Source organism: Synechococcus sp. ATX 2A4, assembly GCF_024346375.1.
Lineage (GTDB): Bacteria > Cyanobacteriota > Cyanobacteriia > PCC-6307 > Cyanobiaceae > MW101C3.
On the sequence record NZ_JAGQCV010000005.1, the window covers coordinates 68,225 to 87,159 of the forward strand.

The 18,935-nt window shown below is 68.1% G+C and carries 16 protein-coding genes; 9 read left to right on the top strand and 7 right to left on the bottom strand.

The window, feature by feature from the left end:
* Positions 1-405: 405 nt before the first annotated feature.
* Positions 406-1,935, bottom strand: coding sequence for a mechanosensitive ion channel family protein (locus tag KBY97_RS06050; protein ID WP_255145796.1), 1,530 nt, complete (start codon positions 1,933-1,935; stop codon positions 406-408).
* 185 nt (positions 1,936-2,120) lie between these two features.
* Between KBY97_RS06050 and KBY97_RS06055 the strand changes: the two genes are divergently transcribed.
* The 3 genes from KBY97_RS06055 to KBY97_RS06065 all read left to right on the top strand — a co-directional run bounded on the left by KBY97_RS06055 (position 2,121) and on the right by KBY97_RS06065 (position 5,155).
* Entirely contained in the window at positions 2,121-2,825 is a 705-nt protein-coding gene (locus KBY97_RS06055; RefSeq protein WP_255145797.1) for an SIMPL domain-containing protein, read from the top strand.
* A 106-nt stretch (positions 2,826-2,931) separates the two neighbouring features.
* Positions 2,932-3,300: a DUF3307 domain-containing protein gene (locus tag KBY97_RS06060; protein ID WP_255145798.1), complete on the top strand. Its 369-nt coding sequence runs from the start codon at positions 2,932-2,934 to the stop codon at positions 3,298-3,300.
* A 34-nt stretch (positions 3,301-3,334) separates the two neighbouring features.
* Positions 3,335-5,155, top strand: a complete 1,821-nt coding sequence (locus tag KBY97_RS06065; protein WP_255145799.1) for an HD family phosphohydrolase — start codon at positions 3,335-3,337, stop codon at positions 5,153-5,155.
* 32 nt (positions 5,156-5,187) lie between these two features.
* On the opposite strand, the gene speA is transcribed toward KBY97_RS06065, so the two are convergent.
* Positions 5,188-7,164, bottom strand: a complete 1,977-nt coding sequence (speA, locus tag KBY97_RS06070; protein ID WP_255145800.1) for a biosynthetic arginine decarboxylase — start codon at positions 7,162-7,164, stop codon at positions 5,188-5,190.
* A gap of 250 nt (positions 7,165-7,414) precedes the next feature.
* Between speA and ndk the strand changes: the two genes are divergently transcribed.
* Genes ndk through KBY97_RS06090 form a run of 4 tightly spaced genes read left to right on the top strand, consistent with a single transcriptional unit; the run spans position 7,415 to position 10,473 of the window.
* Complete coding sequence (gene ndk, locus KBY97_RS06075) at positions 7,415-7,873, top strand: nucleoside-diphosphate kinase (RefSeq protein WP_255145801.1); 459 nt, start codon at positions 7,415-7,417, stop codon at positions 7,871-7,873.
* 33 nt (positions 7,874-7,906) lie between these two features.
* Positions 7,907-8,587: a FecR domain-containing protein gene (locus tag KBY97_RS06080; protein ID WP_255145802.1), complete on the top strand. Its 681-nt coding sequence runs from the start codon at positions 7,907-7,909 to the stop codon at positions 8,585-8,587.
* The gene (locus KBY97_RS06085) at positions 8,584-9,132 is read left to right on the top strand and encodes a CHASE2 domain-containing protein (RefSeq protein WP_255145803.1); all 549 of its coding nucleotides are present in this window, start codon (positions 8,584-8,586) and stop codon (positions 9,130-9,132) included. The genes KBY97_RS06080 and KBY97_RS06085 overlap by 4 nt, the downstream gene beginning before the upstream one ends.
* A 12-nt stretch (positions 9,133-9,144) precedes the next feature.
* The gene (locus tag KBY97_RS06090; RefSeq protein WP_255145804.1) at positions 9,145-10,473 is read left to right on the top strand and encodes an adenylate/guanylate cyclase domain-containing protein; all 1,329 of its coding nucleotides are present in this window, start codon (positions 9,145-9,147) and stop codon (positions 10,471-10,473) included.
* A gap of 43 nt (positions 10,474-10,516) precedes the next feature.
* Here the strand turns inward: KBY97_RS06090 and KBY97_RS06095 are convergent, their stop codons facing one another.
* The 3 genes from KBY97_RS06095 to KBY97_RS06105 form a co-directional block, all read right to left on the bottom strand.
* A complete protein-coding gene (locus KBY97_RS06095) occupies positions 10,517-11,680 on the bottom strand; it encodes an FAD-dependent oxidoreductase (RefSeq protein WP_255145805.1) in 1,164 nt (387 codons plus the stop codon).
* 650 nt (positions 11,681-12,330) lie between these two features.
* Complete coding sequence (locus KBY97_RS06100) at positions 12,331-13,605, bottom strand: cation:proton antiporter (protein ID WP_255145806.1); 1,275 nt, start codon at positions 13,603-13,605, stop codon at positions 12,331-12,333.
* Positions 13,602-14,975, bottom strand: a complete 1,374-nt coding sequence (locus tag KBY97_RS06105) for a sodium:alanine symporter family protein (protein ID WP_255145807.1) — start codon at positions 14,973-14,975, stop codon at positions 13,602-13,604. Before KBY97_RS06105 ends, KBY97_RS06100 begins: the two co-directional genes overlap by 4 nt.
* A gap of 32 nt (positions 14,976-15,007) precedes the next feature.
* Between KBY97_RS06105 and gatB the strand changes: the two genes are divergently transcribed.
* Both gatB and KBY97_RS06115 read left to right on the top strand, forming a co-directional pair.
* Positions 15,008-16,528 (top strand): Asp-tRNA(Asn)/Glu-tRNA(Gln) amidotransferase subunit GatB, encoded by a 1,521-nt coding sequence (gene gatB, locus KBY97_RS06110; RefSeq protein ID WP_255145808.1) that lies wholly within the window; start codon positions 15,008-15,010, stop codon positions 16,526-16,528.
* Between the two features lie 304 nt (positions 16,529-16,832).
* Positions 16,833-17,690, top strand: a complete 858-nt coding sequence (locus KBY97_RS06115) for an HpsJ family protein (RefSeq protein ID WP_255145809.1) — start codon at positions 16,833-16,835, stop codon at positions 17,688-17,690.
* On the opposite strand, the gene coaE is transcribed toward KBY97_RS06115, so the two are convergent.
* Complete coding sequence (gene coaE, locus KBY97_RS06120; protein ID WP_255145810.1) at positions 17,676-18,320, bottom strand: dephospho-CoA kinase; 645 nt, start codon at positions 18,318-18,320, stop codon at positions 17,676-17,678. The genes KBY97_RS06115 and coaE overlap by 15 nt on opposite strands.
* A gap of 26 nt (positions 18,321-18,346) precedes the next feature.
* Positions 18,347-18,787, bottom strand: a complete 441-nt coding sequence (locus KBY97_RS06125; RefSeq protein WP_255145811.1) for a hypothetical protein — start codon at positions 18,785-18,787, stop codon at positions 18,347-18,349.
* Between the last annotated feature and the right edge of the window lie 148 nt (positions 18,788-18,935).

Consider the following 18,935-nt stretch of genomic DNA (forward strand, 5'->3'; position numbering starts at 1 on the left):
TGAAGGCTCTCGTTATGTGATGAGCGTTAGCCAGCGGCCGGAAGGATGGCCCGGAGAGCGCTGATCGACCGCAGAGGAGTGATGTGAGCCGGGCTCACTTGCTCCGCAGCGATGGCTGAGGCGTACCTTACAGGATCTTCCTGGGAGGCTTCCATTACAGGCTCCGACCAGTTGCTCGGCGTTGCGATCTCGGCGCCGTCTGTCATCGACGCAGCTGCATGAGCCTGCCTGCGCATGGCTTCATCACGCTACGCCGTGGTGGCACCGAGTCACAAGGGGACGTCATGGCCACGACATCTCGAGCTTGAACTTATAGCAACTGCAAGAAAAGCCTGCTGCCGCTGCAGTTGCAGTTGCAGTTCGGGATCCACCAGTCGCTCCGTCGCCACAATCTCCTGCTCTTCCTCAAGTGCGGCCCGCGGGCCCCTGGCCATCCCCGGCTTCTGGGCGCTCGGCGCTGAAACTCAGCGTGGTGAACAGCTGCTGCATGGCCCTCAGCAGCTGGTTCTGCTGCGCCAGCCGGTTCGCCAGCGCCATCCCTTCCAGCTCGGCCCGGCGATCGCTCACCAGCTTCGCCAGCCGTTCCATCAGTTCCGGGTTGTCCTGCAGCAGCGGCGCGATGTGTTCGCGGTTCACCTCCAGCAACAGGCATTCCTCTGTGGCCTGCACGGAGGCGCTGCGGGTGCTGTCCGCCAGCATCGCCATTTCCCCGAACAGATCTCCCGCCTGCAGGCTGGCCACGTGGATCGGCGCGGCTCCGGCGTTGCGCTTCAGCACATCGACGCTTCCCTTCACCACCTGATACAGCGCCCCGCCTCGATCTCCCTCCCGCACGATCATTTCCCCTGCGGCGAAACGCACGCAGCGGGTGTTGCCGGCCAGGCGATCGAGTTCCGCTCCTTCCAATTCTTTGAACAGAGGATTGAGAGCCAGTAATAACCTGCGCTCCGTTCCGGCGCTGTTGCCCGTCTGGTTCGCCTTCACCTGAGGAGCTCGTCGCCGCAATTCCCGCACGGGATAGGGAATGCTCTGGCCTGCGCGTTCCAGCCGATACCAGATCTGTTCGAGCAGATCGCTCCGGAGCGAGAGCTGATCGGCCAGTCCGCCGGGAGCCTGAAACACCATGATCTCGTGGAGAATCGTGCTGTCGGCGAACTCTTTCACCCACACAATCGGTTCTGGCTCTGCCAACACGCGCGGATGCTGACGCACGCTCTCCAGCAGCAACTGCTTGGCCTGGGTGGTGGGGAAGGCGTAATCAAGGCCGATGCTGAAGCGGTTCCCCATCGAACCGAAGGCGCCCAGGTTGCGCACCACCTCGGAGGTGATCTTGGTGTTGGGAATGATCAGCAGCGTGCCGGTGAGATCCCGCAGGCAGGTATCCCGCCAGTTGATCGCCACGATCACCCCGGCGTTGCCATCTTCCAGCCACATGAAATCTCCCTGCCGGAAATGCTCATCAAGCTGTAATTCCAGGCCCGCAAACAGATCCTTGAGCGGTTCCTGGGCGGCCAGGCCGATCATGGCGGTGAGCACGGCCGAGGTGGTCACCAGGCCGAGCAGATCGAAACGGGCCAGTTCCTTGAACACCACCACGGTGGCGACCGTGCCGCTGGCCAGCATCAGCAACTGCAGCAGGATTTCAGGTGGGCGCTGCCACAGTTTCAGGGCCGCTGGCAGCTCCAGGCCCACCCACAGGCAGAGCCTGATGGCGGCATAGATCAGCGCCAGCTCATCAAGCAGGGCGAACCAGGGCCGGTACCCCAGCGGCAGCACCAGGGGCGACAGCGAGTGACTGATCGCCCACACCACCGTGGCGACCACCGGCAGCTGCAGCGGGAAGGGGGGCCAGCGCCCCACCCGGCAGAGATTGCGGACCAACAGCAGCAGGGCCAGGGTGCTGAGGGCGATCAGCCACACCTGCAGCAGATGCATGGTGAGAGAAGGGGCGGTGGCGGAGCGGCCGGCTCCAGGTGGAACGGACCTGCGGGCAGCACCCTAGGGGTGTTCAGGCGAGGGATCACGAAGGTCTGACCCCATGCGTCTGGAGGCGGCAAACAGCTGTTCAGGCCCCAAGCTGCACAGGGGCTTGACCGCCCTGCCCCACTGACATCCCTGCGATGCGTCGCGCCTTCTCCGCTCTCACCACCGGTGCCTGCCTGCCGGCCTGCCTGCTGCTGGCGCTGCCGGCCATGGCGCAATCGCAGCCGCAAGCGCTTCGCTGCGACGGCGCCACGCTGGAGGTGCGGGGCAGCGCCGAGCTGAAGCGGGCCGCCGATCGGTTGCGCTTCTCCCTGGAGCTGCAGTCAGAAGCGGCCGGCAACGATGCCGCCCTGGCCCAGCTGCAGACACGGCTGGCGGCCGTGCGCACCGCCCTGCAGGCGTTGCAGGTGAGCGAGCTGGAGGTCACCTCGCCCACCACCTGGTCGCGGCCGGCCACCAAACAGAAGCCGGCGGCGATCCAGGCCCGGCTGCAGGTGAGTGGCGAACTCGCCCCGGCCCGGCTGCAGGCGCTGATTCGTCAGGTGGGGGGGCTGCCGGGGGTGCAGCTGGCGCCGGTGAGCACCCAGCCATCGGTGGGCGGCGATGCGGCCGCCCGGCGCCAGTTGCTCAAGGGGGCCTACCAGGACGCCCTCACCCAGGCGCGGGACCTGGCCGACGCGATTGGCCTGCGCACGGTCACCCCCTTGAGCGTGGTGCTTGAAGGCGGCATGCGCCCCCTGCTGATGCGAACCGTGGCCAGCGAAAGCGTGGGCTTCGATCCGGCTGAACTGCCTGGACCCGTGGATCGGCTGGCGCTGCAGGCCACCTTCTGCGCCCGCTGAGCGGGTCCGGGGCTGAGCCTGCTGCGTGAGCCATGTTCCACGCCCGGAGGTCTGGCCGCCTGGTGTGCCGTCATGCTGATTCTCTGTCGGCATCACGGAGCCAGCCATGCTCTCGGGCCTTGTGCACAGCCTCCCGGGTCTGGAGCTGTTCTTTTTGCTGGCGATGGGGCACTTCGTCGGTGATTTCGCCCTCCAGAGCGATCGCATGGCTGTGGAGAAATGCAGGGGCCGCGATCACACCCTCCCCTGGCCCTGGTGGCTCACCGCCCACGCCGGCGTCCATGGCTTCCTGGTGGCCCTGCTCACGGGAATCGTGTGGCTGGGTGTGGCCGAATGGGTGCTGCATGCCCTGATCGACTGGGGAAAATGTGCGGGCTATTACAAGCTCGGCCGCGATCAGATCTTCCACCTGGTCTGCAAAGTGCTGTGGGCGGCCATCGCCGCGCAGACCGGTGTCAGGCTGGCGCTCTCCTGAACCTGCCGCGTCCCTGAGTCGCGCCCCGGAATCGATGAGCAACAGTGCCTCCGGCCGTGCACAGGAGCAGGCCCTGGTGGAGATCCTGGGCGTGGCCACCGCTCTCAGTGGCGCCACGGATCTGCGCACGCTGCTGCACCGGATCCTCACCACCTCCCGCCAGCTCACCCACAGCGATGCCGGCAGCATCTTCCTGGTGGAGCGGGCCGATCCGCGCCGGGAGCCGCAGGCGGAAGACCAGCTCTGGTTTGCGGCCGCGCAGAACGACAGCGTGCAGATCGCCGAGGGGGAGCAGCAGTTGCTCGCCATTCGTTATCCGCTCACCGCCGAGCGGCTGGTGGGCTGGTGCGCCATCACCGGCGAGGTGCTCAACATCGCCGATGCTTATCAGCTCGACCCCCAGCTGCCCTATCGCTTCGATCGCAGCGTCGATGAGCGCTTCGGTTACCGGGCCGTGTCGATGCTCACCGTGCCGCTGCGCTCCACCAGTGGCGAGATCGTGGGGGTGATGCAGCTGATCAACCGCAAGCATGATCCGGCCGCCCGGATCACACCGAGCGTGGCCAGCCAGCTGGTGCGTCCTTACGACGCCGACGACCAGCGGCTGATCGAAGCTCTGGCCAGCCAGGCGGCGGTGTGTGTGGAGCGCACCCAGCTGTTTGAGAACCAGGAACGCCTGATCGACGCGATCATCGCCATCCTGGCCGGGGCGATTGATGCCAAGAGCCCCTACACCGGGGGCCACTGTTCGCGGGTGCCGGAGCTGGCCCAGATGCTGGCCAAGGAAGCGGCCGCCTGCAGCAGCGGGCCGCTCGCCGCCTTCGGCTTCGCCGACGACGCCGCCTGGCGGGAGTTCCGCATCGGCGCCTGGCTGCATGACTGCGGCAAGGTCACCACCCCGGAATACGTGGTCGACAAGGCCACCAAGCTGGAAACCAACGTCAACCGCATCCACGAGATCCGCACCCGCTTCGAGGTGCTGCTGCGGGATGCGGAGATCGCGCGGCTGCAGGGGCTGCTGGCCGGTGGTGACCCGCAGGCGCTGGCGGCCGGCTATGAGGCCCGGCGCCGCCAGCTGGAGGACGACTTCGCCTTTGTGGCCGCCAGCAACCTGGGCGCGGAGTTCTTCGATGCCGGCAAGGTGGCGCGCCTGCAGCAGATCGCCCGGCAGAGCTGGCAGCGCCATTTCGACGACACGCTCGGCCTGGCCTGGGAGGAGCACGAGCGCCGCACCGATGGTGGCCGCCGGCCGGCCGAGTCGTTGCCGGTGGAGGAGCCGTTGCTGGCCGACAAGCCCTGGCATCGTGTGCCCCGGCCCGCCCAGCAGCGCCCCGATCCCCGCCATGGCTTTCGCCTGCCGGTGCCGGAGCTGCTCTACAACCTCGGCGAACTCACGAATCTGAGCGTCTCGCGCGGCACGCTCACCGAGGAGGAGCGCTACGTGATCAACGACCACATCGTGCAGACGATCCAGATGCTCGAGGGCTTGCCCTTCCCCCGCAAGCTGGCCCGGGTGGCCGAGATCGCTGGTGGCCACCACGAAACCCTCGACGGCCGCGGCTATCCCCGTGGCCTCAGCGCCGAGCAGCTCTCGATCCCGGCGCGGATCCTGGCCCTCGCCGACATCTTCGAGGCCCTCACGGCGGCCGATCGCCCCTACAAGCGCGCCAAGACGCCCTCAGAGAGCATCGAGATCCTCGCCGGCTTCCGCGATCGCCGCCACATCGACCCGGATCTGTTTGAACTGTTCCTGCGCTCCGGGGTGTACCGCACCTATGCCGAGGCCTTCCTCAAGCCCGAGCAGCTCGATGACGTCGACATCGAGCGCTACCTCTGCCCCGCCGCCTCCTGCTGAGCGGGTGATTCAGCTCCTGCTGAGCGGGCGGTTCAGCGCGCCTGCAGGTAGGTGGTCTGCCGCAGGCTGGTTTCCAGGTGATCCATCAGGCGGCGTGCGTCGCCGATGCCCAGCTGCCCCTGGGCGATCGCCGCCTCGCTGGCCATGCGCAGCCGCTCCAGCAGCAGCTGGGGGTCGTGCTCCATCGCCTGCAGCACCTCGGCGTTGGTGTCGCCGCGCACCACGTGATCCACCCGGTAGCCGCCGCCGGGCGCCAGGCGGATGTGCACGGCATCGGTGCTGCCGAACAGGTTGTGCAGGTTGCCCATCACCTCCTGGTAGGCGCCGGCCAGGAACAGGCCGATCCAGTAGGGCTCACCGGCCCTCAGCGGGTGCAGTTCCAGCAGGGTCTTCACCTGGCCGCGGTCGATGAAGCGGGCCAGTTTGCCGTCGGAATCGCAGGTGAGATCGGCGAAGCTGCCCAGCCGGCACGGCCGCTCGTCCAGCCGCTGCAGCGGCATCACGGGGAACAGTTGATCGATCGCCCAGGTGTCGGGCGCGGAGCGGAACACCGAGAGGTTGGCGTAATAGGTGGAGGCCAGGGCCGCCGGCAGGGTGCGCAGCTCCTGGGGGATCGGTGTTTCAGCTGGCAGCAGGGCCAGCCGTTCGGCGATCGCCTGGCAGCAGGCCCAGGTGAGCTGCTCGGCCAGGCCCCGCTCCGGCAGGCCCAGGTAGCCGAGGCGGAAGGCCGCCATCGCGTCGTCCTTGAACTTGAGGGCGTCGTTCCAGGCCTCCTGCAACCGCTCCAGGGCCAGGGCGATCGCGGCGGGATCCGCGGCCGCCACCGCCTCGATCGCCGCATGGGTGTCGCGCAGGTTGCGCAGGATCAGGGCCTCCTCGCCGCTGGCTGCCGGCACCGCTCCCGGCAGGCCGCTGGCCCCGAGCACGTCGAACACCAGCACCGAGAAGTGGCTGGCGAGCGCCCGGCCGCTCTCGCTCACCAGCGTCGGCACGGCGATGCCGGCGCCGTCGCAGCATTCGCGCACGGTGGCCACCACGTCGTTGGCGTAGTTCTGCAGGGAGTAGTTCTTGGAGGCGGCCGTGGCGGTGCGGCTGCCGTCGTAGTCGACGCCCAGGCCGCCGCCCACATCCAGGTAGCCCATCGGCGCCCCCAGCCGGGTGAGCGCGGCATAGATCTGCCCCGCCTCCTGGAGGGCGTCCTTGAGCACGGCGATGTCGTTGATCTGGCTGCCCACGTGGAAGTGCAGCAGGCGCAGTTCGCCCAGCAGGTCGGCGGCGCGCAGGGCCTCCACCGTGGCCAGCAGATCGGGCACCGACAGGCCGAACTTGGCCTTCTCGCCCACCGAACTGCCCCAGCGGCCGGTGCTGCGGGTGGAGAGCTTGGCGCGGATGCCGATCAGCGGCGCCGCCCCCAGGGCGCGGCTGGCGCTGATGATCCGCTCCACTTCATCGGCCTGCTCGATCACCACCACCGGCTGCCGCCCAAGCCGCCGCGCCAGGATCGCCGTCTCGATGTAGCGCTGATCCTTGTAGCCGTTGCAGATCAGCAGCGCCTGGGGATCGTTCACCAGCGAGAGCGCGATCAGCAGCTCCGCCTTGCTGCCGGCCTCCAGGCCGAAGTGCCACTGCCGGCCGCTTTCCACCAGCTGCTCCACCACGTGGCGCTGCTGGTTGCACTTCACCGGAAACACGCCCTGATAGCGGCCGGCGTAGCCGTATTGGGCGATGGCGCGCTCGAAGGCACCATGCAGCCGCTCCAGCCGGTCTTCAAGGATGTCGTCGAAGCGGATCAGCAGCGGCAGGCTGAGGTTGCGCCCCTGCAGCTCCTGCACCAGCTCCACCAGATCGAGAGAGCCGCCGCGTTCGCCGCGGGGCTGCACGATCACGTGGCCGCGGGCGCTCACGGTGAAATAGGGATCGCCCCAGGCGTTAAGGCCGTACAGGCGGCTGCTGTCGGCCACGCTCCAAGCCAGGCCCGAGGGAGCGGCGGCAACGGTTTCAGCAGGCATGCGCGGGGGGGCAGGAGGAAAGCGGCCCACGGCAGCTTAGTCAGCGAAAACGGGCCAGGTTCAGGGCGCCGCAGGCGTCAGCCCCCACCTGCGGCGCAGGGAACGACCAGCAACCCGGCCGGCCCCACTGGGGCTCGGTGCGGCAGCGGAGCCTGGGAAAGCCGTTCGCAGGGCGCCTGTCCGCATCGGGGTTGCTTGCCAAGCGGCAGGCCCAGCGCGGACGATGGCGCCATCCCCAAGAGCACCTGCCATGGCCACCGAACGCACCTTCCTCGCGATCAAACCCGACGGGGTGCAGCGCGGGCTGGTGGGCGAGATCCTGGGCCGCTTCGAGCGCAAGGGCTTCAAGCTGGTGGGCCTCAAGCAACTGGTGCCCAGCCGCGAACTGGCGGAGAGCCATTACGGCGTGCACAGCGAGCGCCCCTTCTTTGCCGGCCTGGTGGAGTTCATCACCAGCGGCCCGGTGGTGGCGATGGTGTGGGAAGGCGATGGCGTGATTGCCAGCGCCCGCAAGCTGATCGGCGCCACCAAGCCCCTGGAGGCGGAGCCGGGCACGATCCGCGGCGATCTGGCCGTGAACATCGGCCGCAACGTGATCCACGGCTCCGATGCGCCGGAAACCGCCGTCTTCGAGATCGGCCTCTGGTTCGAAGCCTCCGAGCTCAGCGACTGGACGCCGGCCGACCAGGTGTGGCGCGCCGAAGGCTGAGCCTTCATCCTGGGTGCCGTATCAGCGCGCCCGATGCCGAGCTCCATCAGGCTGGCCCCAGCCGCGGGCCTGTTCACCGGTGCGGCGCTGGTGGCGGTGCTGGGGCTTCCCGGCGGCGCTCCGGCCGCCCTGCGGCTGCCCCGGGTGATTGATGTGGCGGAACGGCCCGCTTTCATCAGGCCTCCCGGCCGCCTGGAACAACAGGCGAACACCGGCCAGGTGCTGCCTTCCCGCACGGAGCTCCGCACCCAGCGGCCGGGACGGATGCAGGTGCAGCTGGCCGATGGCCGCAGTTTCCGCCTTGGCGGCGACGCCCTGCTGCGGCTTGACCCCGGCGGTCCTGCGTTGAAGCGCGGCCAGATCATTGCCTGGATCGATCCCGACGCCACTCGCCTCCTGCCGCTGAAGGTCCGCACCCGGGTGGGCACGGCCTCGATTCAGGGCACCACCGTTTTCATTGAGGATCTCCCCCGTGATGTGCTTTTCCTGAGCTGGGAAGGAACCGTGCAGGTGGAAGCCAACGATGGCCGCCGCTTCACGCTCAACAGTGGCGAGATCCTCACCGCCACCGCCGCTGGCACCTGGGTGGGCCCCCGCCGGCTGAGCATCGACGAGGTGCGCCTGCGCCGCCGCACCAGTGTGCTGCTGAACGGCTTCTCTGCACCGATGGCCACCTTGCCGGTGATCGAGCGCGAACTCGGCCTCGACCGTTGAAGCCGCTCGGGCCGGGTCGCTGGCGGCGGCTCTGGTGGCTCGCCCTGGCGTTGCCCCTGCTGGCTGGGCTCGACCAACAGCCGATCACGCCCGCCGGTCAGGCGTTGCAGCTGGCCGATGGCCAGATCGCCTGGCTCGCGTTCCGGTTGCGCGGCGCCCGCCCCGCCCCGCCGGACCCGGTGCTGCTGGCCATCGACGCCGATTCGCTCCAACTCGCGGCCCTGCTCAGCCCGGCCGATCGGGCCGCCTCCCCGCTGTGGCGGCAGATGGGGCCCTGGCCCTGGCCCAGGGCCCTGCAGGCGCAGCTGATCGCCAAGGTGCTGGAGCAGGGGGCGGCCAGGGTGCTGGTCAACATCGAGTACAGCCAGCCCAGCCCGTTCGGGCCGGCCGATGACGCGGCCTTCAAGGCGACGCTGGCCCCCTGGCGCGAGCGGGTGCACCTGGCCGTCCGCTATGGGCGCAATGAGCGCCAGGGGGTTGAGCAGGTGGTGCTGGCGCGGCCGCTTCCTGCCCTCGGGGCGCCGGGGCTGACAACCCTGCTCTAGTCCCCGCAGGGCATGGCGGAAGCGGTGCCCGGCCAGGCCTGGCTCGACCAGCACCTGGCCGGCTTCCCGCTGCCCCACCCACACCCGATGGCCTTTCTGGTCAACGAGAGGCCCCTGCCCCAGGCACCGACGGGCCTCAATTACCTTGGCCCCTCCGGCAGCCTGCCCCGCGTGCCCGCCTGGCAGGTGCTCGACACCCCCACCGGCTTCTGGCGCGGCCGCACGGTGCTGTTCGGCGCCACCACGCCGGAATTGGGGGATCAGCAGGAAACCCCCTTCGGCCCCCAGAGCGGCACCGAGGTGCTGGGCGTGGCGATCGCCAATGCCCTCTCCGGCCAGGGGGTGCTCGCGTTGCCGCCGGCGCTCGAGGCGGGGTTGCTGCTGCTCTGGGGGATCGGCGCCTGGTGGTGGCTCAGCCGCAGCAGCACCGCCGGTCGCAGCTTGCTGGTGATGGTGGCGCTGGTGGCGCTGGCGCTGCTGGCCGGCTGGGGGTTCTGGGCCGGAGGGCTGCTGCGGCTGCCCCTGGCCGCCCTGCTGCTGGGAACGCTGGCGGGAGGGGGAACGCTGGCGATGGGGCAGGTGCTGGTGGAGAGCCGGGAGCGGGCCTACCTGCACCAGTTGCTCTCGCGGCGCGTGTCGCCCACCTTGCTGCGCGACATCCTGCGCAACCCTGGGCCGATCTGGACCCAGGCCGGGGGCAGCCGTGCCCGCTGCGTGGTGCTGTTCAGCGATCTGGTGGGGTTCACCTCGTTGAGTGCGGGCCTGCCTGCCACCGAGCTCTTCACCCTGCTCAACCGCTACTTCGAGCTGATGGCCAGCGCCGTGCTGGCGGAGCAGGGCCTGCTCGACAAATTCATCGGGGATGCGGTGATGGCGGAATTCGGCGTGCCCCGCAGCCGCGGCGACCGCGAAGAGGCCCGCGCGGCGGTGCGGGCGGCGCTGGCGATGCAGAGCGGCCTGGAGGCGCTCAATCGGGAGCTGGCAGCGGTGGGCCGGCCGCCGTTGCGCCACGGCATCGGCCTGCATGTGGGGGAGGTGATTGCCGGCAACCTCGGCGCGGCCCAGCGGCTGGAATTCACCGTGGTGGGGACCACCGTCAACGTGGCCAGCCGCCTGGAGGGCCTCACCCGCCGCTTCCCTGAGCAGCCGATTCTGATCAGCGGCGAGCTGCTGGCCCTGCTCCCCGGCGAGCTGGATGTGGTGCCGCTGGGGGCGCACACGCTCAAGGGTTGGCCCCAGCCGCTGGAGGTGTTCGGCCTGCGGGGTGTGTGCTGGCAGGCAAGCAGTTCCGAAGGCTCGGATCGCTCTCTGCCACCTCCTGCTCCGGGCGCGGAGGCCTGACGGCCCCAGCTTCCGCCGCCAGGGTGGCGATCACGACCGGGCGCTATTCGGCTGCCGGATGGGAAGCGGCTGGGGGTGGCAGCGGCCGGTCCCAGCGGAAGGCTGCCAGCAGTTCTCTTGCGCTGGCAGGCAGGTTCTGGCCCAGCAGCAACGGCACCAGCAGCTCGGCGGTGATCGCGGCCAGCAGCACGCCGTTGCGGTAGTGGCCGGTGGCCAGCCACAGCCCCTCGATCGGGCTGGCCCCCAGCAGCGGCGACTGGTCCGGGGTGCCGGGCCGGAAGCCCCACCAGCGCTCCATCGGCGGCCAGCCGGCGGCGGCCGGCAGCAGGGCGGCCAGGTTGTCCTCCAGCTGGCGCTGCCCGCGCGGGGTGAGCCCGTCCGCGAAGCCGGCCTCCGCTTCAGAGGTGGCCCCCACCACCACCAGGCCGTCCTCGCGCGGCACCAGGTAGGTGCCGGGGCCGAACACCACCCGCTGCAGCGCCTGGCGCGGGCCCTGCAACGACAACATCTGCCCCTTGACCGGATGGACCGGCAGCGCGGGCAACAGGTCGGCGCTCCAGGCGCCGCAGGCCAGCACCGCCTGCTCGCAGCCCAGGCGGCGCTCCTCCCCGTCGGCGCCCCGCAGCCGCACGCCGCGGAGGTGGCTGCGGCCGGTGGCGCCCGGGACAGGATCGTCCGTGAGCAGCTCCAGCACCTCGGCGCCCTCCTCGAAGGCCACACCCCGCTCCACGCAGGCGCGCTCGAGGGCCCGCATCAGCTGGCGGCGGTTGTCGATCTGGCCGTCCTGGGCGAACAGCAGGCCGGCGCGGAAGTCAGGCCCGATCCCGGGCACCTCCGCCTCCAGGCGCGTCCGGTCGAGCGCTTCCCCCACCGCGGCGGTGGGATAGGTGTCGCGCTCGGCGGCGGAGCGGAAGGGCACCACGATCCCGCAGGCGCGCAGGCCGCAGCGCAGGCCGCTGTCGGCTTCGATCTGCGCCACCCAGGCCGGAATCCGCCCCAGGCTGGCCTGGCCGAGGGCGAGCAGCGGGCCGCTCAGCCCCTCGGCATGGGGGGCGAGCATGCCGGCGGCCACGAAGCCGGCGGCCTCGCTGCGCCGCCGGCTGAGCACGGTCACGGCCCGGCCGCGGCGCGCCAGCTGGTGGGCCACCGACAGACCGATCAGGCCGCCGCCGAGGATCAACAGGGGGTCGCAGGCCGCTGCCGGCATCGCTGCACTGGGGGGATCGATGGGATGTCTAGCGCTCCACTCTCCCGCCCAGCCCGATGGCAGCACTGCCACGACTCATTCAGCAGAAGCCCATCAAGGGCACTCCTGGGGGGTGTGACCACCAGCCCGGCGGCCGCATCAGCTCTGGCCGTGCTGGCAGCCTCCTCAGCGTTGGCGGCTGTGATCGTGGAGGTGGGCGGTTCGCCCCGGGTAGTGAGATCTACCCAATCGACCCTTCAAAACCATGAGTCCCTGCTTGCCGCTCCGCCATGGTGTGGCGACCAGGCCAAGGCTGAGCGCTTCGCGAATGCCGTGGGCAGTAGGTTTGATTGTCAGAATCGCTGTAACGTTGATTCGCCTATTCTCGGTCGGCTAAATCCTTTTACGAGTGATTACGGTCCCGTCTTTATCTTGAAAGGTGTGTATCCCTTTCCCACCGCTGAATCTTGGGGTGCCACTGTATTCGGCCCCAAGGATCCCTTCACAACTTTCCCGCAGCCTACGGAGCGAGTGACGACGCCACCATCACCCTGACCGGTGCGCAATCAGCTACGTGGGCCCCCTCGATCAGTGGGAGTTCTTTCAGGGCCTCCGCTGAGACCCGGGCACGTCCGGGCCGCCTGCGCGGGATCCCAGCTCAGGTGCACGGTTCAGGCTTCCGTTTCCAGCTTCAGCTGCCGGCACAGCCACGGCAGGCTCAGCCCCTGCACGCAAAGGTTGAAGAACACCACCACGAAGATCACGGCTTCCACCAGGTTCTCCAGCTGGGGAAGCTCGGTTGAGGAGAGCCCTGGCAGCGAGGGCAGCGACTTGGTGACGCTGTAGCCCAGGGCGATCGGCACCGCCCCGCGCAGGCCGCACCACGAGATCAGGGCGCCGGCCCGCCAGTCGAACGGCGACCAGCGCTGGAAGACCAGCACGCTGAGGGGGCGGGCCACCAGCATCAGACCCAGGGCCACCAGCGCGCCGGGCAGCAGGGCGCCGGGAATGCTGGTGGCATCGATCAGCACGCCGAACAGCAGAAACACCGTGATCTGCATCGTGGTGTTGAACGGTTCGAGGCTGTGCTCCAGCAGCTCCGGGGTGATCAGCTTGTTGTCGTAGATGTTGTTGGCCAGGAACAGGCCCGTCACGTAGGCGGCGATGAACCCCGAGCCCCCCAGCAGGCTGGCGAAGCCATAGGAGGCCAGGGCGATGGCGATGCCCACCACCAGGATCTGGTCCTGGCTGGTGATCAGGCGGTTGAGCACGAACTGGGCCAGGTAGGTGAGGATCAGGCCCACCAGGATGCCGCTGCCCACGCTTCTGATGAAGCCCTGCAACTGATCCAGCAGCGCCCCGCCTTCGCTGCCCCCCTGGCCGCTGAGACCCAGGATCAGAAACAGGAACAGGATGGCGGCCGGATCGTTCACCGACGACTCGAACTCCAGCAGCGAGCGCACCCGCACCGGGATGCGGTCCTGCACCCCCCGCAGCACGCTCAGGGTGGCGCCGGCATCGGTGGAGCCCAGGCAGGCGGCCACCAGCAGGGCCAGGGTGAGCGGGATGGGGTTGCCCAGCCCGGCAAACACCAGCCAGATCAGGCCGCCGAGCAGCAGCGACGACACGGCCACCCCGCCCACCGCCAGCAGCACGCCGTACCCCAGGAATCCGCGGATGTGCTGGGTGTCCGAGTTCAGCCCCGCCACGAACAGCAGCATGCTCAGGGTCACGGTGTTCAGGGCATCCACCGCCGTCACCGACAGCAGGCTGGGTCCGGGCTGGATCGCCACACCGAGCAGGAGGATGCCGAGGATGGCCGGCACCCGCAGCTGCACCGCCACCCGGCTGGCCACCAGGGTGGCCAGGTACGTCGCGGAGATGATGGCCAGAACTCCGGGCAGGGAAAGCTGCAGGCCGGTGGCCACGGGTTCGCTCGGGGTCATGGGTTGGGGCTGGGAGAAGGGGCCAGCGGTGGCGCCTGGTCGGCGAACCACTGGAACAGGAAGGGGGAGAGCAGCAGCAGGCTGAGCAGGTTGGGCAGCACCACCAGCGCTTCCACCAGTTCGGCGAACAGCCAGAGGCTGCCGCCGCCCACCGGGGCCAGCAGCACCAGAGCCCCACACCAGCAGCAGCGGTAGGGGAGGCGCCAGCGGTTTCCCCCCAGGAACAGCACGCAGCGCTCGGCCACGACGCCGGCGCTGAGGATGGTGGTGAAGCTGAACAGCACGATGGCCAGATGGCTCACCCCCAGCCATCCCGGCCCGGCCCAGGTCATCGCCGCATCCACCAGGGCCAGGGGACCGCGGCCAGCAGCGCTGCCGCCGGCGACGCCACTGGCGATCAGCAGCAGGCCGAGGGCGGTGCACAGGGCCGTGTCGAGCAGGTTGGCGAGCATGGCGATCGAGCCCTGGCGCAGGGGATCGGCGGGCCTGGCGGCCGCCAGCACGATCGCCGCACTGCCCGTGCCGGCCTCACTGGAGAACACCGCCAGGCGCACCGCGGTGTTCACCGTCACGGCCACCCCGCCGCCGGCGATCGCGCCAGGGGAGAGCGCCCCCTTGAGCACCTGATCCAGTGCCGCGGGCAGGACAGCGGCGTGCTCCAGGAGGAGCACGGCCATGGCCAGGCCATAGCCCAGCACCATCAGGGGCACCAGCACCGCCGACAAACGGCCCACCCGCCGCAGGCCGCCACTGAGCACCGCCGCCGTGGCCAGGGCTGTGACCAGGCCGGTAAGCAGGGGAGGACTGCCCAGGTCCTGGGCCGCCACAGCGGCCAGCTGGCCCACCTGCAGCCCGTTGGCGGAGCCGAAGGCCGAGAGCACCGTCATCGCGGCGAAGAGCACCGCCAGCCAGCGCCAGCGCCGGTGCAGCCCCCGCTGGATCGTGAGCATCGGGCCGGCCAGCACGCTGCCATCGCCCTGGGGCCTGCGGAAGCGAACCGCCAGGGCCGTGTCCGCGAATTTCAGGGCCATGCCCACCAGCGACACGGCCCACAGCCAGGCCAGCACCCCGGGCCCGCCCAGGGTCACCGCCACGGCGGTGCCGGTGATGTTGCCGATGCCAACGGTGCCCCCCAGGGTCACCAGAAAGGCCGTCCAGCTGTCCAGTTCGCCGTCCGCGGCGCCCGGCTGGCCGGCGCTGCCGATGGCGGGCCCCGGGTTGCGCAGGCTGCTCCAGAGCTGGCGAAGGCCGTAGGGAATCAGCCGCCAGGGGCCGAAGTTGAGCCCCAGGCACAGGAACACCGCCACGAAGCACACCCAGTCGGCCAGAAGACCCCACACGAAGCGGTGGAGTGCCGCAACCACTTCCATAGGATCGGCCCTGATCGGCAGGCGATGGGCTCATGGTGGCTGACGGTGCAGCAAGCGGGGCGGCAAGTGGTGCGGCAAATGGGCCAGCGAGCGGGGAGTGGGAGGCGGTGATCGGTCTGGAAACCCACGTGCAGCTGGGCACCGCCAGCAAGATCTTCACCGCCGCCTCCACCAACTTCGGCGACGACCCCAACACCCACATCGATCCGGTGGTGATGGGCCTGCCGGGCACGCTGCCGGTGCTCAATGCCAAGGTGCTCGAGTATGCGGTGAAAGCGTCGCTGGCGCTCAATCTGCAGGTGGCCGAGCACAGCAAGTTCGACCGCAAGCAGTATTTCTACCCCGATCTGCCGAAGAACTATCAGATCTCCCAGTTCGACCAGCCGATCGCCGAAAACGGCTGGATCGAGGTGGAAGTGGCCGAGAAGGGTAAAGACACCTACCTGAAAACGATCGGCATCGAACGGCTCCACATGGAGGAAGATGCCGGCAAGCTCGTCCACGCCGGCAGCGACCGTCTGGCGGGCAGCACCCACTCACTGGTGGATTACAACCGCGCCGGTGTGGCCCTGGCGGAGATCGTCAGCAAGCCCGATCTGCGCACCGGCCGGGAGGCGGCGGAATACGCCTCCGAGATCCGCCGGATCATGCGTTATCTGGGGGTGAGCGACGGCAACATGCAGGAAGGTTCGCTGCGCTGTGACGTCAACATCTCCGTGCGCCGCGGGCCCGATGAACCGTTTGGCGTGAAGGTGGAGATCAAGAACATGAACTCCTTCTCCGCCATCCAGAAAGCCTGCGATTACGAAATCGCGCGCCAGATCAAGGCGATCGAGGCCGGTGAACCGATCCACCAGGAAACGCGGCTGTGGGATGAGAGCAAGCAGCTCACCAAGAGCATGCGCAGCAAGGAGGGCAGCAGCGACTACCGCTACTTCCCCGAGCCCGATCTGGGCCCGATCGAGGTCACGCCAGAGCGGCGCGAAGCCTGGCGGGCCGAACTGCCCGAGCTGCCCGCCGCCAAGCGCCACCGCTACGCCGAGCAGCTGGGGCTGTCGATCTACGACGCCCGCGTGCTCACCGATGAGCGGGGCATGGCCGAATACTTCGAAGCGGCGGTGGCGGCCGGCGCCGATCCCAAAGGGGTGGCCAACTGGGTGACGGGCGACATCGCCGCCCACGTGAATGCCAACCGCCTCGCGCTGGCGGAGCTGCCGCTCAAGCCGGAGCAGCTTGCCGAAATGGTGCAGCTGATCGACTCCGGCGTGATCAGCGGCAAGATCGCCAAGGAGCTGTTGCCGGAGCTGCTGGAGAAGGGCGGCTCCACCAAGGCGATCGTGGCCGAGCGCGGCCTCGGCATGATCAGCGACCCCGCAGCACTCACGGCGATCGTGGAGGAACTGCTGGCGGCCCATCCCGAGGAAGTGGCCGCCTTTCGCGGCGGCAAGAACAAGCTGCAGGGCTTCTTCGTGGGGCAGCTGATGAAGCGCACCGGCGGCAAGGCCGACCCCAAACTCGCCAACCAGATCCTGATCGCCAAGCTGAACGGCTGAGGTCTGAACCCGGCACCCGCCACCGCGCGCGGCTGTCTTTACCGGGTTGCTCAATCCCCCCTGTCGGCCCGACGCTCGCAAGGGCGAGGCTCAATGCCGTCGTTGACCCAGGTGCGACGCTGAACGGTGCCATATGAACGCATGATGACAAACTTTGTAAAGACTGAGAGAAGCATGTATATTTCCTGTCCATTGCCCCCTTTGGGCGGCCTTGTTCCGGCTGGATCCCTCCTTGTGCGGCCGGCTTCCTGATAGACCCATGAGAGTGGGCTGATCGGTCAACCCCTGGACGCCAGCCGGCCCCATGGCGTTGGTCCCTGCCTGGGTGTGCAGCACCCGCCGGCCGTTTCACGATTCCCGCCGCGAACCTGATGTGAACCCTGCTCGCCCCAGCCTCTCCACGCTCACGAAGCCGTTCTCTGAACCGGGCAGTCAGCCGGTTCCGGTCAGTGCCGTGCTGAATGGAGCCGCCACCTGTCTGTTCATCGTGTTCGCGATCACCGCGCTCACCTTGTTCCTGCCGCTCGATCCCACCAACCCCTCCTGGCAGCTGCGCCTGATCGGCGGTGTGATCAACGGAGCCCCCTTGGCCTTGCTGGGATTCGTGTTATTGCATGGAGCCGCCCATCTGGATCCGCAGCAGTCCCGCTATGGGGTTCGCCTGGCCACGGCCCGGCAGCGGGCGCTGCTCGCCGCCATCGGCTTCGTGGTGCTGGTCCCCCTCCAATGTGTGGCCATCTGGACACTCCTCTCAAGAGATGAGAATCAGCTGGAGCAACGCAGGGCCACCACTGAGGCCACCTTCGTGACCTTGCGCGAAGCCGTGCAAAGGGCCGGCACTCCTGAGGCATTGAAGCTGCAGATGCGCGCCCTGCGTGGCCCCACGATCAGCGAGGAGCAGCTCAAATTGCCGATCGCCACCCTGCGCGAGCAGACCATGCGAGCGCTGTTTCGCGCCGAAGCGGTGATGAACCAACAGCTCAGCGGCCTCGATCAGAAGGCCATCATGGAGCTGGTGCAGAGCGGTATCCGCATCGGTGTCTCCAGCCTGGCCTATGCCTTCGCCTTCGCACTTGGTGCCGTGATGGGCCAGCCCTTAATTCTGCGGCGAATCCGTAAGGGGCTGCAGTGGTCGTCACGGCGGATATTACGAGGCCTTTAAGCCGCTCACGGCCCTGGCCAACTGAGCAGCTAACCCTTCTGCTCCGTTGCGATTGTCAATCACCACATCGGCCAGGGCACGTTTGCGCTCCAGGGGCCACTGGGCCTCGATTCTGGCCCTGGATTCGGCCGCAGAACGGCCATCGCGCGCCATCAACCTGGCCTGTTGTTCTGCGGCGTCGCAATCCACCAGCCAGATTTCCGAGCAGAGTGGCTCAAAGCCCGCTTCAAAGAGCAGAGGAATCATCAGCACCACAGCCGGTGCCTCCGCCAACGCCGCCAGTTCCTGTTCAAACCTTTGGCGCACCAATGGGTGCACCAGGTGTTCCAGCCAGCGTCGCTCCACCGGATCGGCAAATACCAACTGGCCGAGGGCTTGCCGGTCAATGACGTTCGCATTGTTCGGTGTTGCACCGGAAGTGGAAGGCGCAACGCAGGCCATCAGCACGTTCTGCCCATAGCGCCTGATAACAGCCTGGGTGGCAGCAGTGCCGGGAGCGAGCGCGTCCTTGGCATAGCGATCGGCGTCAAGCACCGCCAAACCAAAGTTTTCCTCCAACAAGCGGGCCACAGTGCTTTTCCCTGTAGCGATGCCACCGGTGAGGCCGATGCGACGCTGGTTGTGGAGCATCACGTGGATGATCCGTGCTCAGAGCATTATTTGAATTGCAAAACCCAACCAGTCGGAGTTTTGTCGCTTGCATTCACCACCGCAAAGCTGGAATCAAGAGAGCGCCCAGCGGCGAGGTGAATCCGCATACGCCGAAAGAGTTCCGCTGTGAACGCGCGCGCCTCGACTGGAGACAGGCTCATTTTTATCGAGACGTTGGTAATGATTTGATTAATGCCAATGATTGTTGCCTCTGTAGGCGCTGTTGCTGCGATATTGGTGTGTTGAGCGATGAAGTCTGGCTTGAGTTGATCAGCCGAAAAGTTGCCGATCGATACCATGACTTCGTACTGAAGCTCGTTTGGAATATCACCGCTGAACACGCGATCTGCCGGGATGTTTTCAATCCAGCCTAGGTCTGAAGTGAACAGTGCCACCATCGCGCTGGTGTCACCTGCGAACAACTTGAGATACTCAGCTTTCGGCATTGTCAAGTCACAGCTCTTCGAAAAACTAGCACCTGTTCTCACCCTCCCCAGGGCTCCTCGCCTCTCGGCTGTGTGACTTTCCCCATCCATTTGCCGGGTTGCTGAGCCGCCCGCTCATCTCACCTCCAGCCGCTGGCCGTCTCCCATC